This window comes from Gracilimonas tropica DSM 19535, assembly GCF_000375425.1.
GTDB lineage: Bacteria > Bacteroidota > Rhodothermia > Balneolales > Balneolaceae > Gracilimonas > Gracilimonas tropica.
Genome location: NZ_AQXG01000005.1, coordinates 140,407 through 156,822 on the forward strand (window position 1 = coordinate 140,407; position 16,416 = coordinate 156,822).

The 16,416-nt window shown below is 43.5% G+C and carries 19 protein-coding genes; 11 read left to right on the forward strand and 8 right to left on the reverse strand.

The genetic code is table 11. From position 1 onward, the window contains the following. Positions 1 to 39: 39 nt before the first annotated feature. Together B151_RS0110210 and B151_RS0110215 are read right to left on the reverse strand one after the other, a co-directional pair. Entirely contained in the window at positions 40 to 1,689 is a 1,650-nt protein-coding gene (locus B151_RS0110210) for a M28 family peptidase (protein WP_020403532.1), read from the reverse strand. Between the two features lie 85 nt (positions 1,690 to 1,774). After that, positions 1,775 to 2,128, reverse strand: a complete 354-nt coding sequence (locus tag B151_RS0110215) for a VOC family protein (protein WP_026166608.1) — start codon at positions 2,126 to 2,128, stop codon at positions 1,775 to 1,777. Positions 2,129 to 2,248: 120 nt separating this feature from the next. On the opposite strand from B151_RS0110215, the gene B151_RS0110220 reads away from it, so the two are divergent. Continuing rightward, a complete protein-coding gene (locus tag B151_RS0110220; RefSeq protein WP_020403534.1) occupies positions 2,249 to 3,091 on the forward strand; it encodes a restriction endonuclease in 843 nt (280 codons plus the stop codon). A 65-nt stretch (positions 3,092 to 3,156) separates the two neighbouring features. Continuing rightward, positions 3,157 to 3,816 (forward strand): CDGSH iron-sulfur domain-containing protein, encoded by a 660-nt coding sequence (locus tag B151_RS0110225; RefSeq protein WP_026166609.1) that lies wholly within the window; start codon positions 3,157 to 3,159, stop codon positions 3,814 to 3,816. Positions 3,817 to 3,818: 2 nt separating this feature from the next. Here B151_RS0110225 and B151_RS0110230 read toward each other — a convergent pair whose 3' ends face one another. Then, complete coding sequence (locus B151_RS0110230; protein ID WP_020403536.1) at positions 3,819 to 4,094, reverse strand: hypothetical protein; 276 nt, start codon at positions 4,092 to 4,094, stop codon at positions 3,819 to 3,821. An 89-nt stretch (positions 4,095 to 4,183) separates the two neighbouring features. Here B151_RS0110230 and B151_RS0110235 point away from each other — a divergent pair, with 89 nt between their 5' ends. From B151_RS0110235 to B151_RS0110250, 4 genes are read left to right on the forward strand one after another with little or no spacing between them, the layout of a single operon-like run. Beyond that, complete coding sequence (locus B151_RS0110235; RefSeq protein WP_020403537.1) at positions 4,184 to 4,561, forward strand: DUF423 domain-containing protein; 378 nt, start codon at positions 4,184 to 4,186, stop codon at positions 4,559 to 4,561. Positions 4,562 to 4,611: 50 nt separating this feature from the next. Then, positions 4,612 to 5,340, forward strand: a complete 729-nt coding sequence (locus B151_RS0110240) for a porin family protein (RefSeq protein ID WP_083909898.1) — start codon at positions 4,612 to 4,614, stop codon at positions 5,338 to 5,340. 54 nt (positions 5,341 to 5,394) lie between these two features. Then, the gene (locus B151_RS0110245; protein WP_020403539.1) at positions 5,395 to 5,730 is read left to right on the forward strand and encodes a hypothetical protein; all 336 of its coding nucleotides are present in this window, start codon (positions 5,395 to 5,397) and stop codon (positions 5,728 to 5,730) included. Between the two features lie 30 nt (positions 5,731 to 5,760). After that, positions 5,761 to 6,117 (forward strand): MmcQ/YjbR family DNA-binding protein, encoded by a 357-nt coding sequence (locus B151_RS0110250; protein WP_020403540.1) that lies wholly within the window; start codon positions 5,761 to 5,763, stop codon positions 6,115 to 6,117. Here B151_RS0110250 and B151_RS20445 read toward each other — a convergent pair. Next, entirely contained in the window at positions 6,100 to 6,399 is a 300-nt protein-coding gene (locus B151_RS20445) for a DUF6787 family protein (RefSeq protein ID WP_020403541.1), read from the reverse strand. The genes B151_RS0110250 and B151_RS20445 overlap by 18 nt on opposite strands. A 164-nt stretch (positions 6,400 to 6,563) precedes the next feature. On the opposite strand from B151_RS20445, the gene B151_RS18460 reads away from it, so the two are divergent. Further along, positions 6,564 to 7,208, forward strand: a complete 645-nt coding sequence (locus tag B151_RS18460; protein WP_020403542.1) for an MIP/aquaporin family protein — start codon at positions 6,564 to 6,566, stop codon at positions 7,206 to 7,208. On the opposite strand, the gene B151_RS0110265 is transcribed toward B151_RS18460, so the two are convergent. Continuing rightward, positions 7,177 to 8,586 (reverse strand): sensor histidine kinase, encoded by a 1,410-nt coding sequence (locus B151_RS0110265; protein ID WP_020403543.1) that lies wholly within the window; start codon positions 8,584 to 8,586, stop codon positions 7,177 to 7,179. The two genes, B151_RS18460 and B151_RS0110265, sit on opposite strands and share 32 nt — an antisense overlap. Beyond that, on the reverse strand, positions 8,583 to 9,284 hold the full coding sequence (locus B151_RS0110270; RefSeq protein WP_020403544.1) for a response regulator transcription factor: 702 nt from the start codon (positions 9,282 to 9,284) through the stop codon (positions 8,583 to 8,585). Before B151_RS0110270 ends, B151_RS0110265 begins: the two co-directional genes overlap by 4 nt. 122 nt (positions 9,285 to 9,406) lie before the next feature. Between B151_RS0110270 and B151_RS0110275 the strand changes: the two genes are divergently transcribed. Continuing rightward, entirely contained in the window at positions 9,407 to 10,204 is a 798-nt protein-coding gene (locus B151_RS0110275) for an SDR family oxidoreductase (RefSeq protein ID WP_020403545.1), read from the forward strand. A 269-nt stretch (positions 10,205 to 10,473) separates the two neighbouring features. Here the strand turns inward: B151_RS0110275 and B151_RS0110280 are convergent, their stop codons facing one another. Then, a complete protein-coding gene (locus tag B151_RS0110280; protein ID WP_026166610.1) occupies positions 10,474 to 11,478 on the reverse strand; it encodes a sugar phosphate nucleotidyltransferase in 1,005 nt (334 codons plus the stop codon). Between the two features lie 142 nt (positions 11,479 to 11,620). Here B151_RS0110280 and B151_RS0110285 point away from each other — a divergent pair, with 142 nt between their 5' ends. Both B151_RS0110285 and B151_RS19565 read left to right on the forward strand, forming a co-directional pair. Continuing rightward, positions 11,621 to 13,309: a UDP-N-acetylmuramoyl-tripeptide--D-alanyl-D-alanine ligase gene (locus tag B151_RS0110285; RefSeq protein WP_020403547.1), complete on the forward strand. Its 1,689-nt coding sequence runs from the start codon at positions 11,621 to 11,623 to the stop codon at positions 13,307 to 13,309. 15 nt (positions 13,310 to 13,324) lie between these two features. Beyond that, the gene (locus tag B151_RS19565; protein WP_020403548.1) at positions 13,325 to 13,975 is read left to right on the forward strand and encodes a nitroreductase family protein; all 651 of its coding nucleotides are present in this window, start codon (positions 13,325 to 13,327) and stop codon (positions 13,973 to 13,975) included. Between the two features lie 15 nt (positions 13,976 to 13,990). Here B151_RS19565 and B151_RS0110295 read toward each other — a convergent pair whose 3' ends face one another. Continuing rightward, positions 13,991 to 14,827 (reverse strand): nucleotide excision repair endonuclease, encoded by an 837-nt coding sequence (locus B151_RS0110295; RefSeq protein ID WP_020403549.1) that lies wholly within the window; start codon positions 14,825 to 14,827, stop codon positions 13,991 to 13,993. A 379-nt stretch (positions 14,828 to 15,206) separates the two neighbouring features. On the opposite strand from B151_RS0110295, the gene B151_RS19570 reads away from it, so the two are divergent. Beyond that, entirely contained in the window at positions 15,207 to 16,409 is a 1,203-nt protein-coding gene (locus B151_RS19570; RefSeq protein ID WP_157470888.1) for a PAS domain-containing sensor histidine kinase, read from the forward strand. Positions 16,410 to 16,416 lie beyond the last annotated feature (7 nt).

Consider the following 16,416-nt stretch of genomic DNA (forward strand, 5'->3'; position numbering starts at 1 on the left):
TGTAGGGTATGAATACACATCAAAGGCAATGAAAATTTATTATGGCCTTTCCTCTATCATCCTAAGTCGTGTAGCCTCAAATTCATCACCCCTTTTCCAGCTTTGCATTTCCTCCTGGTTGAGCGCTCTGAAGCCTGTGAGGAAAAATAATCGGGTGTCAATTTCAGCCCCGGAAAGGTCCCAATACTCATTGATCTCGTCATTTACGGTATGGTAATTGGCATCCGATATACTGTCGCGAACAGCGAGAAAGTCTTCACCTTTATCGGTGAACTGGGTGCCGGGATTTGGAAAAATCGCCGGAATTCCAACTTTAGCCATATTAAAGTGATCTGATCGGTAAAAATAACCACGATCCGGATGAGGATCCGGCTCAACAGTGCGGCCTTGTTTTTGAGCCTCTTCTTCTAACAGGTCGCTTAAAGACGTACGGCCATATCCAACAACTACTACATCACGGGTTTTGCCATACACGTTCATACCATCCAAATTGATGTTGGCTGTTACATTTCCGGGATGAACCGTGGGGTGTTCTGCCCAATATTGGGAACCCAGCAGCCCTACCTCTTCGGCACTCACCACTAGACCCAGTACGCTTCTCTTCAGTACCGGCTGAATTTCTTTATAAGCTTCCATCATTTCCAGCAAGGCGGCAACACCGGCAGCATTATCAGAAGCACCATTATTAATTGAATCTCCTTCCACGGGCGTTGTAATTCCAAGGTGGTCGAAGTGGGCTGTAAGTACCAAATATTCATCTTTGAGTTCGGGATCATTTCCCTCAACTTTTGCCAAAACATTTTTAGCCCTGATCTCCCGATAGCTGGCATCCATACTTACGTTCATTCTCACACCATTCAGGGGAACGGGTTCAAAGTCGGGACTGTCGGCAGCTTCCATAAGATCGTCCAGATTAAGCCCGGCTTCTTCAAACAACAAACGACTGGCTTGTTGCGTCATCCACCCATTGAATTCGGTATTTCCTTGTGCATTTTCACCTTCCCCCTTCAGGTAAAACCGTTCACGGCTCCACCCATTGGCAACTACATTCCATCCATAGCCAGCTGTTTCATCGGTATGTATGATGATGGCGCCGATAGCTCCAAGTTCTTTGGCTTTTTCATATTTGTAATCGTAGCGACCATAGTACAAGCGGGCATTTCCTCCAAAAAGGTCAGGATCATATGCAGGATCATTATTTTTCACCACAATGATCTTGCCTTCCACATCTACATCTTTAAAATCATCCCAATCTTCTTCAGGAGCCTGAATTCCATATCCTACGTACACAAGTTCGGCATTATTTACGTCAACCTGCCCGGATTGATTGGCGGGCCAGGCCATGAATTCATCATAATATTGCAAGGCAAAAGGCGTGCGGCCATCCGTACTGACAGACATTTTTGCGTTTGAAGTAGTTTGGCCAAGAAGCGGAAATTCCTGGGTGTAACTTCCATCTCCTGCGGCCGGTTTTGCGCCCATTCTTTCAAATTCAGATATCAGGTAATCCACAGACATCTCTTCGCCGGCGGTTCCGGTAGCACGGCCTATGAAACTGTCATCAGAAAGCGTCTCTATATGCCTTAAGAGGGAATCTTTGTTGATGGAGTTTGCAGCCCGGTCGGCGGGAGAGTTGGAGCAGCCGGTGATCATTAAAAAGGCCAATAAAGAAAAGAGGGATAAACGCATGAATGAAAGTAGTTTAAATTAGTATGTCAAAGGAAAATAGTAGCCAAAATACTGACAAAAATCAGCTTTTGAATGTGAATTGATGTTATCGGTCAGACCAAACTGCGAACTCGTTTCCACTGGGTTCGGTGAAATGGAACCGTCGGCCTCCCGGAAAATTATAAGCGGGTTTGATAATGATTCCCCCGGCTTGTTCGATCTTTTGTTGAGTAGATTCCAAATCTTTACTGTAGAAAATGATAAGGGCACTGCCCGCATCGGTCGCGGCTTTTTTGGGTGACCGAAAGAAACCACCGTTTATTCCCTCGTCCGAAAAATCGCAATAATCCGCTCCGTAGTCAGTAAAATTCCAGCCAAATGCTTTGTTGAAAAACACCTTTGTAGCCTCAAGGTCTTTTGCCGGAAATTCTACATAATCAATTTTCTCATGCTTGCTCATGGTTCCTCCTTTTTGGAAAATGTAGCTATTCAGGATTTGTTCGACAAGTGGTATAAATTCATAATTCATTAACGACTTTTGCCTACAATAGAACAACGTAATAAATAGCCGGGACAGAGGATGAAATCATTTGAAGTCATCAAAGCCACAGGAGACAGAGAACAGTTTGACCTGTATAAATTAAAGCGCTCCCTACAAAATGCGGGGGCAGAGCCCCATACCATACAGTCGGTTGTTGACCACCTGCAAAAGCGTGGTTTTTTCAGGGATGGTATCACCACAAGGAAGATCTATCAGGAAGCGTATCGGCTCATAAAGAAAAAATCCCAAAAAGTAGCCGGGCGATATAAACTGAAGGAGTCGCTGTTGGAGCTTGGCCCCTCCGGATATCCTTTTGAGATCCTGATAGCTGAGATCTTCAAAGAGCTTGGATATAGGACCGAAGTGGGCCAAAAAATACAGGGAAAGTGCGTTTCACACGAGGTGGATGTGATCATTCAAAACGAGCAGGAGCTCATGATGGTGGAATGTAAGTTTCATAATCGGCAGAAACACCATTCCAATATAACCGTGCCACTTTATGTACAGGCACGTTTTCAGGATGTGGCCGAAAGCTGGAAGCTGGATCCGAAATTGAAAGCAAAGCAATCTATTGGATATCTCGTTACCAATACGCGTTTTAGCCAGGAGGCGATCGAGTATGCCACCTGCATGAACTTGAAGTTGCTGAGCTGGAATTACCCGGAAGCACAAGGTTTAAAGGTATTGGTAGAACGCACGCAAATACATCCAATTACTTGCCTGGCAAGCCTTACCAAAAAGGAAAAGCAGCTGCTGCTCAATAACAAGATCATTCATTGCCGGCAGTTATTAACCAATAGAGAGATCCTTAAAGAACTAAGGTTTAATCATGTAAAGATATCAAACATTTTGAGCGAGGCAGAAGACCTGATCTCTGATTGATTTGCCTGTTTGGTTTGATGATTAGGCTTCAGTATCATCGGATGAAAACGTCTAAACTGTTTATCATGAAAGAAAAAATTCTCTCCTATTCTACTGAAGACATCAAAGTAACCTGGGATAAAGAACGATGTATACATGCCGCGGAATGTGTACGCGGACTTCCAAATGTTTTTGATCCTAAAAGAAAACCGTGGATAAAACCGGAGCTGGCCAATGTTGGGGAACTGACGGAAGTGATAGAACGCTGTCCTACCGGCGCGCTGCACTACGAGCGGATCAACTCTGAGAAGAAGGAGCAAGCCCCGGAACAAAATGTGATCACTATCCAAAAAGACGGTCCATTATATATCCATGGAGAAGTGGCGATCAGAGACCTGGATGGAAATGTGGTGCTCAAAGATACCCGGGTGGCAATGTGCCGATGTGGAAAATCCAAGAACAAACCGTTGTGCGACAATTCTCATATAGAGGCCAACTTTAAAGCTGACACGAGCTACAACGTAGAACGGTTGCGTACCGAACCAGTGAAAGGTAAAGGAGGCGAGTTATCTGTTACCCTATATGAGAATGCTCCTTTTTTAGTGGAAGGAAACTACGATTTGGTTGGTGAAGAAACGGGCCGGGAAACCTGCAGTAAAAAGATGAGCTATTGTCGCTGTGGAGGCTCTTCAACCAAACCCTTTTGTGATGGCACTCATAAGAAAATTGGTTTTGTATCTGGGTAAAACTAAAACCGGAAAAACTTTCTTATATCGAACCAGTTGTCTGTTTTTACCGCGAGTGTTTCAATAAACCGCTCGCCGTAGAGATATCCCAAAACCATACAAACTAATATGTATCCGATAAGCAGAGGATCAGCAAGGGATTTGATGAAAAGTATTCTTGAAAAGTAGTTCAACAAAACGAAGGCGAGAGAAAGCGCCCATAAACCCGAAAATAAAGCATGCTTCAGCCGCTTCAATATTCCCGGGCTTTCTTTCATTTTACTTTCATCTATTTTCATGATATTTAATCTAACAGTTTGAAATAGTAAAGGTAGAGCAATTTTTGTGGAACAAAGAAAAAAGCTTTATCAAAATAAACATACACTCGATGTCTAATCCAAAGATCATTATTGCGATTGCAGCCGTGCTTTTAGCCCTGGCGGTAGCGGCCGGAGCATTTGGAGCTCATGCTTTAAAAAACATACTCTCTGCTGAACGACTTGAAACCTGGCAAACGGCGGTTCAATATCATGCCTGGCACGCTCTTGGATTGATACTCATTGCTTTGATAGGGGCGCAGTTTGAAATAACGATTACATGGCCCGTATCACTGATATTAGCCGGTATCGTGATCTTCTCCGGGAGCTTGTATGTGCTGTGTCTGTCGGGCATTAGCTGGCTGGGCGCCATCACTCCAATAGGCGGAGTTGCTTTTATATCCGGTTGGATCTTACTGGCGGTACAATGTATAAGAGAGAGTTTCTAAAAAGCAGGAAATTTATTATTTAGAGATAGGTGCTAATCAAGGTCAAGCATATGAAAAAATATATCTCAATTCCGGTTACATTAATAATTATGGGAATACTACTGCTCCCAAAACAAGCTGTTTCCCAAATCTTTAAGGGAAATGATGATTTAGAAAAATCATCGATTCGATTGAACACCAACTTTTTGTCTCAGAATTCGCATCAACAGAATTTTGGACTTCTATCCAACGACTTCTACAAGAATCCGCTTATTGGAGTTGAAATGGATTATAAACTCTCAGACCATTTTCTGATATCAGCCGGAATCAGTTATGAAGGGGCAAAAGAAACGGCTCAATATCAAATTACATTTGTGATACCGCCAAGTCCGGATGCCTTAACGAGTTTCCAAAACACGTATGCATTCAGAAATTTTTCTTTAGAACCGAAAGCAAAACTTAATTTCAGTCTTCAGAAATTTGACTTCTTTTGGGGAGCTGGCCCGATCGTGTCGGTGGCCTTCTTAAATTCTGAATATGAAGCGGCTCCCTATAAAGATCCCGATGAATATTCCTATCTCAAGTCCCATAATTCTGCTTCTTTTGGGATTGGTGCGCAGGCATTTACAGGGCTTCAATATCTATTCAATCAACATTTTGGACTAAGTGCAGAAGTGGGATACAGGCACTTAGAGCACCATTCTTTGGATGTGGAGGAATGGTCCGGCGGGGAGAATATCCCTTTTGGATATTCCATGAAAGGAGTTTTCAACCGAGTTGGATTAGTGTATAAATTTTGAATCCGGGCAAACGGAATTATTTGAAAAGAGGTTGAACATGAAAATACATACATCGTGAAACTTCTTTTTTTAATATCGTTTTCGATTGTGCTTGCCGGTTGTGAGATCGGTTATGATCCCCGTGTAGAGGTGAATCCAAAAGCGCCTGTGCTTGAGATCACCAACTTCACCGATAACCCTGTTTTTTTCTATGCCATAGCTAAAGAAGTGGCAGATACAACTCAACTGGCCAATCCGTGTGATGAGTTTGACCCTAATTTGTCTCCCAATACTACATTAGACTTCCCTTACCAAAATATTACGGGTTATACAGAAGAAACAGTGTCGGTGTTTTTCTTGTGGACAAACTGTAAGGGGCAAAACGACAGCGATACTTATCCGCTGTATTGATCAAAATATTTAACTCAATGATCCTGAGAAATGCATATTGAAGCATTTTATAAATTTTGTATGGCTCTACCGGGTACCAAAGAAGACTTCCCCTTCGATGAGCAAACACTTGTATTTAAGGTGAAGGGAAAGATGTATGCTCTGTCAGATGTGGACAGTTTTGAAAGCATAAACCTTAAGTGTGATCCCGAGCGGGCGCTGCAGCTAAGAGCTCTTTATGAAGAAGTAAAACCCGGATATCATATGAATAAAAAGCACTGGAATACCGTGCAAATGAGAGGGGAGCTGGAGGATAAGCTCATTGAAGAATTGATACATCACTCCTATGATCTTGTAGTTGCAAAACTGCCCCAAAAAGATCGGAAAGATCTAACTGCTGGGAACTAATCTTCTCAAGGTCTTTTTGAAAAAGCCCCAAAAAAATTGGAACTGGCCGAAAAGGGTACCGTATATTAGCAACAGGACATGATAGGTAGGGGGAATCGTGAATAGCCAAATCAGCGTTTTTAACCATAATGGATCTGATTCGGTAATTCCAAGTACAGAAAAGACAAATTTCCGTACAAAAACGACACTCATGCCGGCAACCGAAAATACTAAAAGGATAACGAGTACTTGCCAGTTGCTATCTATTTCCCACTTCGATTTTAGTTTTTCAAAATATTTCATAGAATCATAATTGAAACCCTAAAATAGGCTTTTTCTAAACTTATGTGAAGTCAATTAGTTATAAATATTAATAGAAGTTTTTTTACAAATTTACTTAAAGGCGGCTTGCAATTCCTTCCTCCGGCAGGTAGTTTCTGCCCCAAGGAAGGACACTTGGAGATATATTGATTACTTACGATAAGGGTATAGACACTTACTTTTCAGAAGCTTTTGGAACTTTCTTTTTAGTGCTGGTTTATGGCATTACGGGAGAACCTTTAGCGATCGGATTAACCATCATGGCTTTGGTATATATATCAGAACGTATATCCGGAGCCCATTTCAACCCGGCCGTTTCATTGGCATTCTTTTTAAAGAAGCAGATATCATGGAAGCAAATGTCCGGTTATATGCTAAGTCAGATCATCGGAGCGGTCTTAGCTTCTATTGCGCTTTTCTTTTTAGCGGAAATGGCATTTTATGTGGAGCCGCCGAATACCACCAATATCTATCAGCAAGCTTTTGCCGAAATTCTCTTTACGCTGGTCTTTGTTTTGGTGATGCTCATCTTTACAGGGACAAATACGCATCGTAAAAGTAAACTAAGCGGCTTGGTCATTGGTCTCACATTCGCCGGAATGCTCATGGTAAGCACTCCTGTTTCAGGAGGGGTTCTGAATCCGGCGCTATCAATCGGTACGGCCCTGGTCGACTTATTGAATGGAGGCTATTCCATCATTGATGCAGCTTTATATACTGTGGCGCCTTTGGCCGGCGGTACATTAGCGGCATTCATTTTCAGTCTTTTTTATTCAGAATGGGAAGCTTAAAGTAAAATCGACTTCCTTTGCCCTCTTCACTTTCTACTTTAATGTCAGATTGGTGAGCTTTTAAAATTCCTTTTACAACCGAGAGGCCCAAACCGGTTCCCCCTTTATCTCTGGAGCGAGCCTTATCCGTACGATAAAAGCGGTCAAACAGCCGTTCAAGGTGCTCACTTCCAATTCCCGGTCCGGTATCCTCCACATAAACTTCTACCTCGCCGTCCAAGAAATTGAAGCCCAGTTCTATGCTGCCTTCAAGAGTATATTTAATGGCATTGGAAACAAGGTTATCCAACACTTGTTCAATTTTGTCAGGGTCAGCATCAACAGTACAAGGGGTGATGTTTTTGGTATGAAGTTCCAAGCCCTTTTTCTCAGCCAGTGGATAATAGACGGTTTCAACCTCATCCACAATCATTTTCAGGTCAAAGGGTTCACGATTGATAAAGCTTTCATCAAAATCGTACCGCTGTAGTGTTTTGATGTCTTCAAACAAGCGCGCTACCCGCTTGATCTGTTTTTGGGCAGTGGCCATATATTGCTTTTTCTTTTCAGCCGGAAGTTGTTCCAACTCCAGCATTTCCATGGCGCCCGAAATGGTATGCAAGGGATTTCTGACCTCATGGGTAATATCCGCAAAAAACTGACTTTGCTTTTCATTGAGCCGCTTTAGCTTATCATTATCAGCACGAAGCGTTCTTGCCATATGATTCAGAGAGTCTGCCAACGTGCCAAATTCATCATTTCGGTTCAAGTCGATCTCACGGTCTAAATTCCCCCGGGAAATATCGTTTGCTGCTTCATCCAGTTTCATGATTGGGGCGGCCATATATCGTGCAAAAAGAAAACTTACGATAATGACAGCACCAATGGAAAAGATCATCCCCGCATAAATAATATGGCGGATGCTTGCTACTGCAGCATAATACTGACTTTTATCCTGACTGATCCGTAAGTATTGAGCCTGATTATTGGACCGCCCCAGGTCTACGTAGGCAACCAGTTTTTCAGACTGCTCGCTATTCTCAATGATTGGGCTTCCATCTTGTTGTTCAAGTTTCTGAAGCAGGTTTGTGGAAAGGACCTCCATGACATCTTCAAACGCATAATCGGGAAAAGTTAAGAAGCGATAGCCCTCGTTGTTATAAACCGCAATTTCATATTTAGATAGCTGTGCAAGACGAGTGATCTTATCATCAAAAAGAGCGTTGTCATCAAAGCTGCTGGCAGCCAGCGACATAGAAAGGGCATCACGCTCAAACTGTTCAATCCCTTCATCCAGCAGAAAGCTGCGAATCGTTAAAATAGAGTACGCACTGATGGTGATGATACCAATGATGAGCAGAATAATGTAGGTCCAAGCCAGTTTAGAGCGAATTTTCATGCGTGCAAATATTCCTTGTTGAAGCCATATCCGACGCCTCTATAGGTTTTAATGAGTTTGCCCTCTTCACCCATTTTAAGGCGAAGATTTTTTACGTGAACGTCCACTGTTCTATCAAACACATATTTATCTTCATCAGAGATCTTCTCAAGGATCTGTTGACGGCTATACACTAATTTAGGATTTTGAAAGATCATCTCCGCGATGGTGTATTCGGTGTGGGTAAGATCGACCAGCTCATCGTTGATATACATCTCACTGGAATCAATATCCAGGTACACTTTACCATATTGGATCCAGTTGCTTTTTTCAGGTGAACGGCGGCGAAGTTGAGTTTCCACATGAGCCTTTACCAAGTTGAGGCTGGCTGGTTTTTTTATGTAGTCATCAGCGCCCAGCTCCAGCCCTTCGATCTCATCTTTTTCCTCATCACGAGCAGTTAGAAATAAAACTGGAATGTCGTAAATCACCGGATGCTGACGAATGATACTGCACACTTCCTTTCCATCATGATAAGGAACCATGATATCTAAAATGGCAAGATGGATCTCGTTGGCGTTTTCTTCGATGTGCTCCAGCGCTTTTTTGCCGTCTTTTGCCCAAAGGACGTTAAAGTCATTCAGTTCTAAAAAATTAGCCAGCATTTCTCCGGATTCTTCCTCGTCCTCCATTAAAAGAATGGTGTGTTTGTTGCTCATCGTATCTGTTTTGTGTTATGGTGTTTTCGTGTTATGGTGTTAAGGTAAATTAGAAAATAGTACCTTAACACCGTAACACTTTAGCACTGTAAAACTTATTTCCTCAAAAATAATATTTCGGAATGAATTACCAAGGAAAAACCATTTGGATCACCGGCGCATCATCAGGCATTGGAGAAGCTTTTGCGCGGGCTTTTTATAAGGAAGGGGCAAACCTGATCTTATCGTCCCGGCGAGAAGAGGCTTTAATGGAAGTGAAGAATAGTTTAGGTGATGACACCTCCAATGTCAAAGTGCTTACACTGGATCTGATGGATGCCGATTCCTTTCCAGCAAAAACCAAAGAAGCACTCGCCGCTTTTGGCCAAATTGATGTACTGATGAATAATGGCGGTGTGAGTCAGCGCTCAGAAGTACTGGAATCTGAAATGGACACCTATCGACGACTTATGGAGATCAACTATTTTGGAGCGGTGGGTTTGACCAAGCAAGTACTTCCCCACATGGTGGAAAGAAAAGCTGGTCATATCATTGTAACCAGCAGTGTAGCAGGCAAGATAGGGACTAAATTCCGTTCCGGATATGCCGCCAGTAAACATGCGGTTCAGGGATTTTTTAATTCGCTTCGGCAGGAAATGTATGAGCATAACGTAGCCGTCACGTTGCTCTGTCCGGGCTTCATCAAAACGAATATCTCTAAAAATGCATTGACGGGCGACGGCTCCAAATTCAACAAAATGGGCGATGCTCATTCCAATGCTATGACAGCTGATGAAATGGTGGAAAAGGTGTTGCCAAAGATCAAAGCCCAAAAAGAAGAGATCTACGTAACCGGCTTCAAAGAAGGACTGGCGCTCTGGGTACAGCGGTTCTCCCCAACCTTGTTGAATAAGATATTGAAAAACCAAAAAGTAACCTGATTGCACTTGGTAACCGGTCAAATGGTACACGGATGTTGCGGAAATTCACGGAAAAGAGTTAAATACAAATCCGTGTCTCCTTTTTCTATTCGGATTTCTCCAAAACGTTAAGCAGACAGCTTGTCCGCGCAGGGTTGAATTTGAATATCTGTTTTGAATTAGAAATGGACGGGCAAGCTGCCCGTTCTACGTTGTTAGTTACCACAACCCAAAACAAAAAAGGCTCCCGAAGGAGCCTTTCTACTTCAATATTCAAAATTGAATATCCACTATTCAATATTCAACGCGCTATGATCGCCTACATCTACTTTACCTTTCACATTTTTGAGATGCGTGAACGCACCAACCGTTGAGCCAGAGATCTCTGAATCTTCGATTTCTGCATGATCACGAATAATGGTGTTTTCCACTTTCGAGTCTTTGATCACGGTATCGTTCTCGATGCTTACTTTCGGTCCCACCGTGCTATTTTTGATCTTCACCCCTTCACCGATATACACCGGAGGAATGATGGTAGAGCCCGGATATTTGCTTTCATCCACGCTCTCGAATTCTTTTTCGGTGATGATGCCGGTGGTTTCCAGCCACGCCGGGAGCGTTCCGCAATCCAGCCATTCGTCAACAGTAGCAGTTTTGAAGATCTTGCCGTCTTTGATCATCTTATCCAGGGCATCGGTGAGGAAATACTCGCCTCCGGGCCCTTTCATATCATTATCGATCACCCACTCGATCTGTTTCTTGAAGTAGGCTCCATCCTTGAAATAATACACGCCGATGATCGCCAGATCAGAAATAAACTCTTTGGGTTTCTCCACAAAACCGGTGATGGTATCTCCTTCATGCGTGGCTACGCCAAATCGCGATGGATCATCTACTTGTTTCAGCCAGATCACACTGTCAGCATCGCCTAATTCAAAAGGTTTTTCGCTGTCAAAAATGGTATCGGCAAAGGCAATGATGACTTCTCCATCCAGGTGTTCTTTGGCACAAGCGACGGCATGGGCAGTTCCAAGTGCTTCAGCCTGGACCTCAAAAATGGCCTTTGCATTATGGCGTTCGCTCATTTCGCGAAGTGGCTGTTTGATATCCTCGCCAAAATCCGGACCGAGGATGTACACGATCTCAGTGATGTCTTTGTCAAGAGTGCGCTTAAATGTTTCTACAATACGTTCAACGATCATGGTTCCGGCAACAGGGAGCAATGGTTTTGGAACCGTGTGCGAATGTGGACGAACGCGGGTACCCCGGCCGGCCATTGGGATAATTAATTTCATATATTTCTCTTCGTTTTTTTGAAACAATAGTCTTAATTGCGCGGTGAATATAGGAAGGTTCTGAACCGATTTCGAATTCCTGTTTATTTCATACCTTTAAAAATACATAGACGGCTAAAACCTTAACATCAATCCAAAAGATTTGAACTGGTATTACTCCCTTCTGAATGCAGGCGGTATTCTTTTTTGTCTGATAATGTTGCGCTACACCTGGTATCGCATGCGCTTTTTTCTGCACAATTATCAGCAGGTAGGTTATAAGAACAATGAGTTCTGGCAGTGGATGAAATCCCATTGGGACGAAAAGATCATTCCTCCAAATATTGCACTCATCAATATTCTGATCTTTCTTTTTCTTTGGTTTGATGAATGGGTTCTGGAGCGTATTACGTACACTTCCCTCGCACTGGTTTTCCTGGTATTTGGATTTTTCTGGTTCGGTTCTGTATCGCGATATAAGCCCGGGAAAGTGAAAAAACCGCTCGTTTTTACCCCAAGAGTCTGGCGGTTATCGATTCCATATTTTGCATTTTCCGCATTCATCCCTCTCACATTCACCTACATTAGCTTTACGGGTTTTCTCCCTTATTATGGCGTTGCCCTCCCAAATCATTTTACCGGGTTGCTCAATTTTGATCTGGTGATCCTGATTTTCGGATGGGCCTTTGGTACTATGATCATTCCCTTTTTTATCTTGCTCTCAGGGTTGATCACAAAACCTGTGGAACTCTATATCCAAAACGGATTTAAGAAACAGGCTCGTAAAAAACTGGCGTCCATGCCGGATCTGAAAGTGATTGCAATCACGGGTAGTTATGGCAAGACCAGCACTAAATTCATGATCCGCGATCTGTTGAAAGAACGGTTTAATGTTTGTGCTACGCCGGGCAGTTACAACACGCCCATGGGAATTTGTAAAGTGATCAATAACGACCTGAATGCAAATCACCAGATTCTGATCCTGGAAATGGGGGCCCGCTATGCTGGAAATATCAAAGAGCTTTGTAACATCGCCAAACCGGATATTTCTGTGGTTTCAAATGTGGGAGTGGCTCATCTCGAGACGTTTGGCTCACAGGATGTGATTGCTCGTGAAAAGGGAACCTTGGTGGATGTTTTGGAAGATGGGGATGTCGCTATTTTGAATGCCGATGATCCGCGTGTTTCCAAAATGGGAGCCGGGCGTGAGGAGATCCAGCGCATTATGGTGGGACTTGATTCCGGTGAAATTCGGGCAAGTAATATTTCTTACGATACATCGGGGATGTCTTTTGATGTGACTATCGGCGAAGAAACCGAGCGGTTTCAAATGAAGCTGTTAGGCGCCCACAATGCACAAAATCTATTGCTGGCTGTTGGGGTAGCGCATCATTTTGGCATACGACTAAAAACCATGGCATTGGCGGCCGCAAAGATTGAACCGGTGGAACATAGGTTAGAGCTGAAGCAAAATGGAGACTTGGTTATAATCGACGATGCATTCAATTCCAATCCCGTAGGAGCAAAAAATGCAGTTGAAATCTTAGCCCAATTTGATTCCGGGCAACGCATCATCATTACTCCTGGAATGATCGAGCTTGGCGAGATCGAGGAAGAAGAAAACCGCAAATTTGGTGAAGCCATTGGCAAAGCGAATCTGGATTTGGTGATCCTGGTGGGTGAAGAACGCTCTAAGCCGATTCTTGAAGGCATCAAAATGCACGATTCCAATGCCATGAATGTCCGTGTGGTCAATTCCCTGTTCGAAGCCAATGAACTGGTTCAAAAACATGCCCGGGCGGGTGATGTGGTGCTTTACGAAAACGATTTGCCCGATGTATATAATGAATAAAGAGCATATTTTACCATGAATACCGAAGATGCTATCCGAACCCGCAGAACGCTGAAGGTAAGGGTTGATCCTGAACATCCGCTGCCTGTAATCAAGGGAGATGAATTCATGAAAACCATGGAGGAGCTGATTGAATTGGGGGCACAAGCTCCCTTTCATTATGAAAGTGCGGAGTCGCAGCGTTCCGGCTCTTTGCAAGGTATTGAGCCGTGGCGATTTCACGCATTGGATGGCGACTCTTGCAGAAAAGTACTTGATGCATTCAATCAAAATAAACCGCAAAAAGCACCGGATGGCATCAAGCAAATGTTAGCAGCGGCCGATGGGTTGATCTTAGGAACCTGGCTGCCTGAAAGGACTCGCAAGCTCTCCAAAAAATTTCACCCTAACTTGAAAAATATGGAGCATATAGCGGCTACCGGCGCGGCTATTCAAAATATATTGCTGGCGGCTACGGCAAGGGGCTTGAATGCGTATTGGTCATCGGGCGGAATTTTACGAAAGCCGAAAGTGCTGCAATTTTTAGGCATCCCGGAGCATGAGATTTTATTGGGCGCCATCTTTCTGTTTCCGGATGAAATTCCCGAATCGGCTCAAACCAAAACAGGGAAGCATGCGGAAAGCCGGGGAAAAATTAGCGACTACTCCGATTGGATAAAGATGTAGAGTAATGAGCACTACCTAACTCTTTTTCATAATGGCTAAGAGGTCGTCGATCTCATCCTGATTGATGAGCACAGATTCCAAACCAAGCTCTTCTTTCATGCGAAAATTTCGGTTCGGGCCCAATGTGTAGAACATACGGAGTTGCTCAAGCTCGTTATCAAAATAATTTTCGGTAAATCGGTCTTTAAACGTGATCCCCATTACGCTTGATTCCAACTCGTCTGCCAGCAGAGATGAACTCCCCTTCAAAAACTGATCGACCAAAACGCCGGTTTGTGAATTCAGTTCAAGCTGAAATTTTTGTGGGGTGATGCGGTTCAAAAGCTGGCTTGGCAAATAGGCGGCACTTCGGATCGGCCGGTTGAATACATAAAGCAATTTAAGTAACGCTCCAAGACCTTTCCGTGTTTTAAGGTGCCCTTTGAAACAGCCATATACATTCGGGTAATCGTCCGGAACTCGCATGGAAAGCCGAAATTCACGTTTATTTCCCCGGCGCGCGGTGGAGATGTAATAATAAGTTTCCGGCTTTTTGTTGGCGTGATTGAAGGGCGGGCGCAACGAACGGATCAGCAAATTTTCCAGCAAGATGGCATCTGTTTCGGTGTTGCATACCTCATAGGATATCCGCTCGAGGTGTGCAACCATTCGCTGTGTTTTCTTAGACTTGGAGTAGCGGTAAGAGGTAATGCGCTGCTGAAGGTCTTTGGCCTTGCCCACATACAGCACCTGATCGTGGCGGTCGTACATGGTGTACACGCCCGGATGGTGCGGCGGAAGATCCTCGCCCAAGGCAGAATTAACCCGTTGCTTTTGGGTAAGCGCGGCCGGTTCAAACAGGTCTAAGGTCACGAAAGTAAGTTTAATTGATTGCTAACAACGGAAGCTAAAATAGGGGAAAGCCTGAATCAATATCCAATCCTATTAACCGAGTGTAATTCATTGAATGGTTGATCGGGCGGATGTTTTTTAGGTAGCGCTGTCGATCGTTCTAATTAACCGGAGTTCGAAATAATGCCTCATAAGTTTTCATCCTTAGCGCTTATAAAAGCTATTTTAAAGCATTTTGTTTAACGCGAAGGATCTCAATGTATAATACTAGCAGGAAAGCTACAACGCTAAGCCGAAAAGGCGGAATTGCGAAATACAATGCAAACCTAATTATTAACAGGATGTGCAATTAAGTCCTTTTTTCTATATTGGTGGCGAAAATATTGTAGGAGTGTTCGGTATGATAATATCACCTGGAAAACAAAGCGTGATGGGGCGGCTTATCTCTGAGAAGGACTGGTCAAAAACGTCCTTAAGCCCCATCGAACACTGGCCCTCTCTTCTGTTGAATACCGTGAATGTTATGCTCGAGGTCAACTTCCCGATCGCTGTTTGTTGGGGAAAAGAGTTGATAACGATCTATAATGATGCGTACCGCCCTTTATTGGGCGATAAACCGGAGGCATTGGGCCGCCCCTTCCTGGAAGTGTGGCAGGAAGCCAAAGACATTATAGAGCCACAGTTGCATCTTGCTTTGGAAGGTCAGCCCATTTTTTTCAAGAATATGGAGTTTAACTTATTGAGGAAATCAAAGCTCCAGCCGGCTTGGTTTGATTATACCTTCAGCCCCATACGATATTCAAATGGAGAGATAAGTGGGGTTATTAATATCGCTGTCGAAGTAACCGAAAGAGTACAAGCTTTGGATGGTTTGAAAGAACTGAATGAGTATTTGGAGCAAAAAGTGAAAGAGAGAACTGCGACGCTGGAAGAATATAAAGATCAGTTGCAGAACCTTACCTATCAATTGAATTTTGCCAAGGAACGCGAACGACATGCGCTGGCCGGGCACCTTCATGACCATGTTGGGCAGCTTCTGGACCTTAGTGTTATCAAGATCGATCAACTGAAACGATCAGTTCAGGATGAGAAGGTTCTTGAGAAAATGAAGAAGCTGAGAGAGGTGATCATGCTCGCAAATAATAATACGAGGGACTTTGTCCACGAATTAAAACCCCCGCCAATATTCGAGAAGGAAAATATGGAAGAGCTGCTGTGGTGGCTGGCTCAAAGGATGAAAAAATATGACCTGCAAATTCACATAAAGGACGACGGTAAGCCAAAACCCATTAGTGCGGAGGTGCACAAGGTATTGTACGAAAGCGTTAGAGAATTATGTTTTAATATCATTAAGCATGCCAATATAAACGAAGCCAGTATTGAGCTATCTGAGAAAAATAGTGAGATACTGATCATTATAAATGATAGAGGCAGAGGGTTCAACATAAATGAAAAGAAATCAGGAATGACCGGCAAAGGGGGATTTGGTTTATTTAACATACAGGAGCGTTTGCAAATGCTTGGCGGGAGTTTAATGATTGAATCACAAGCTGGAAAAGGAACAAAGGTAACACTCTCGGCGCCCCTTTTACCTCATTCCTGAAACATAA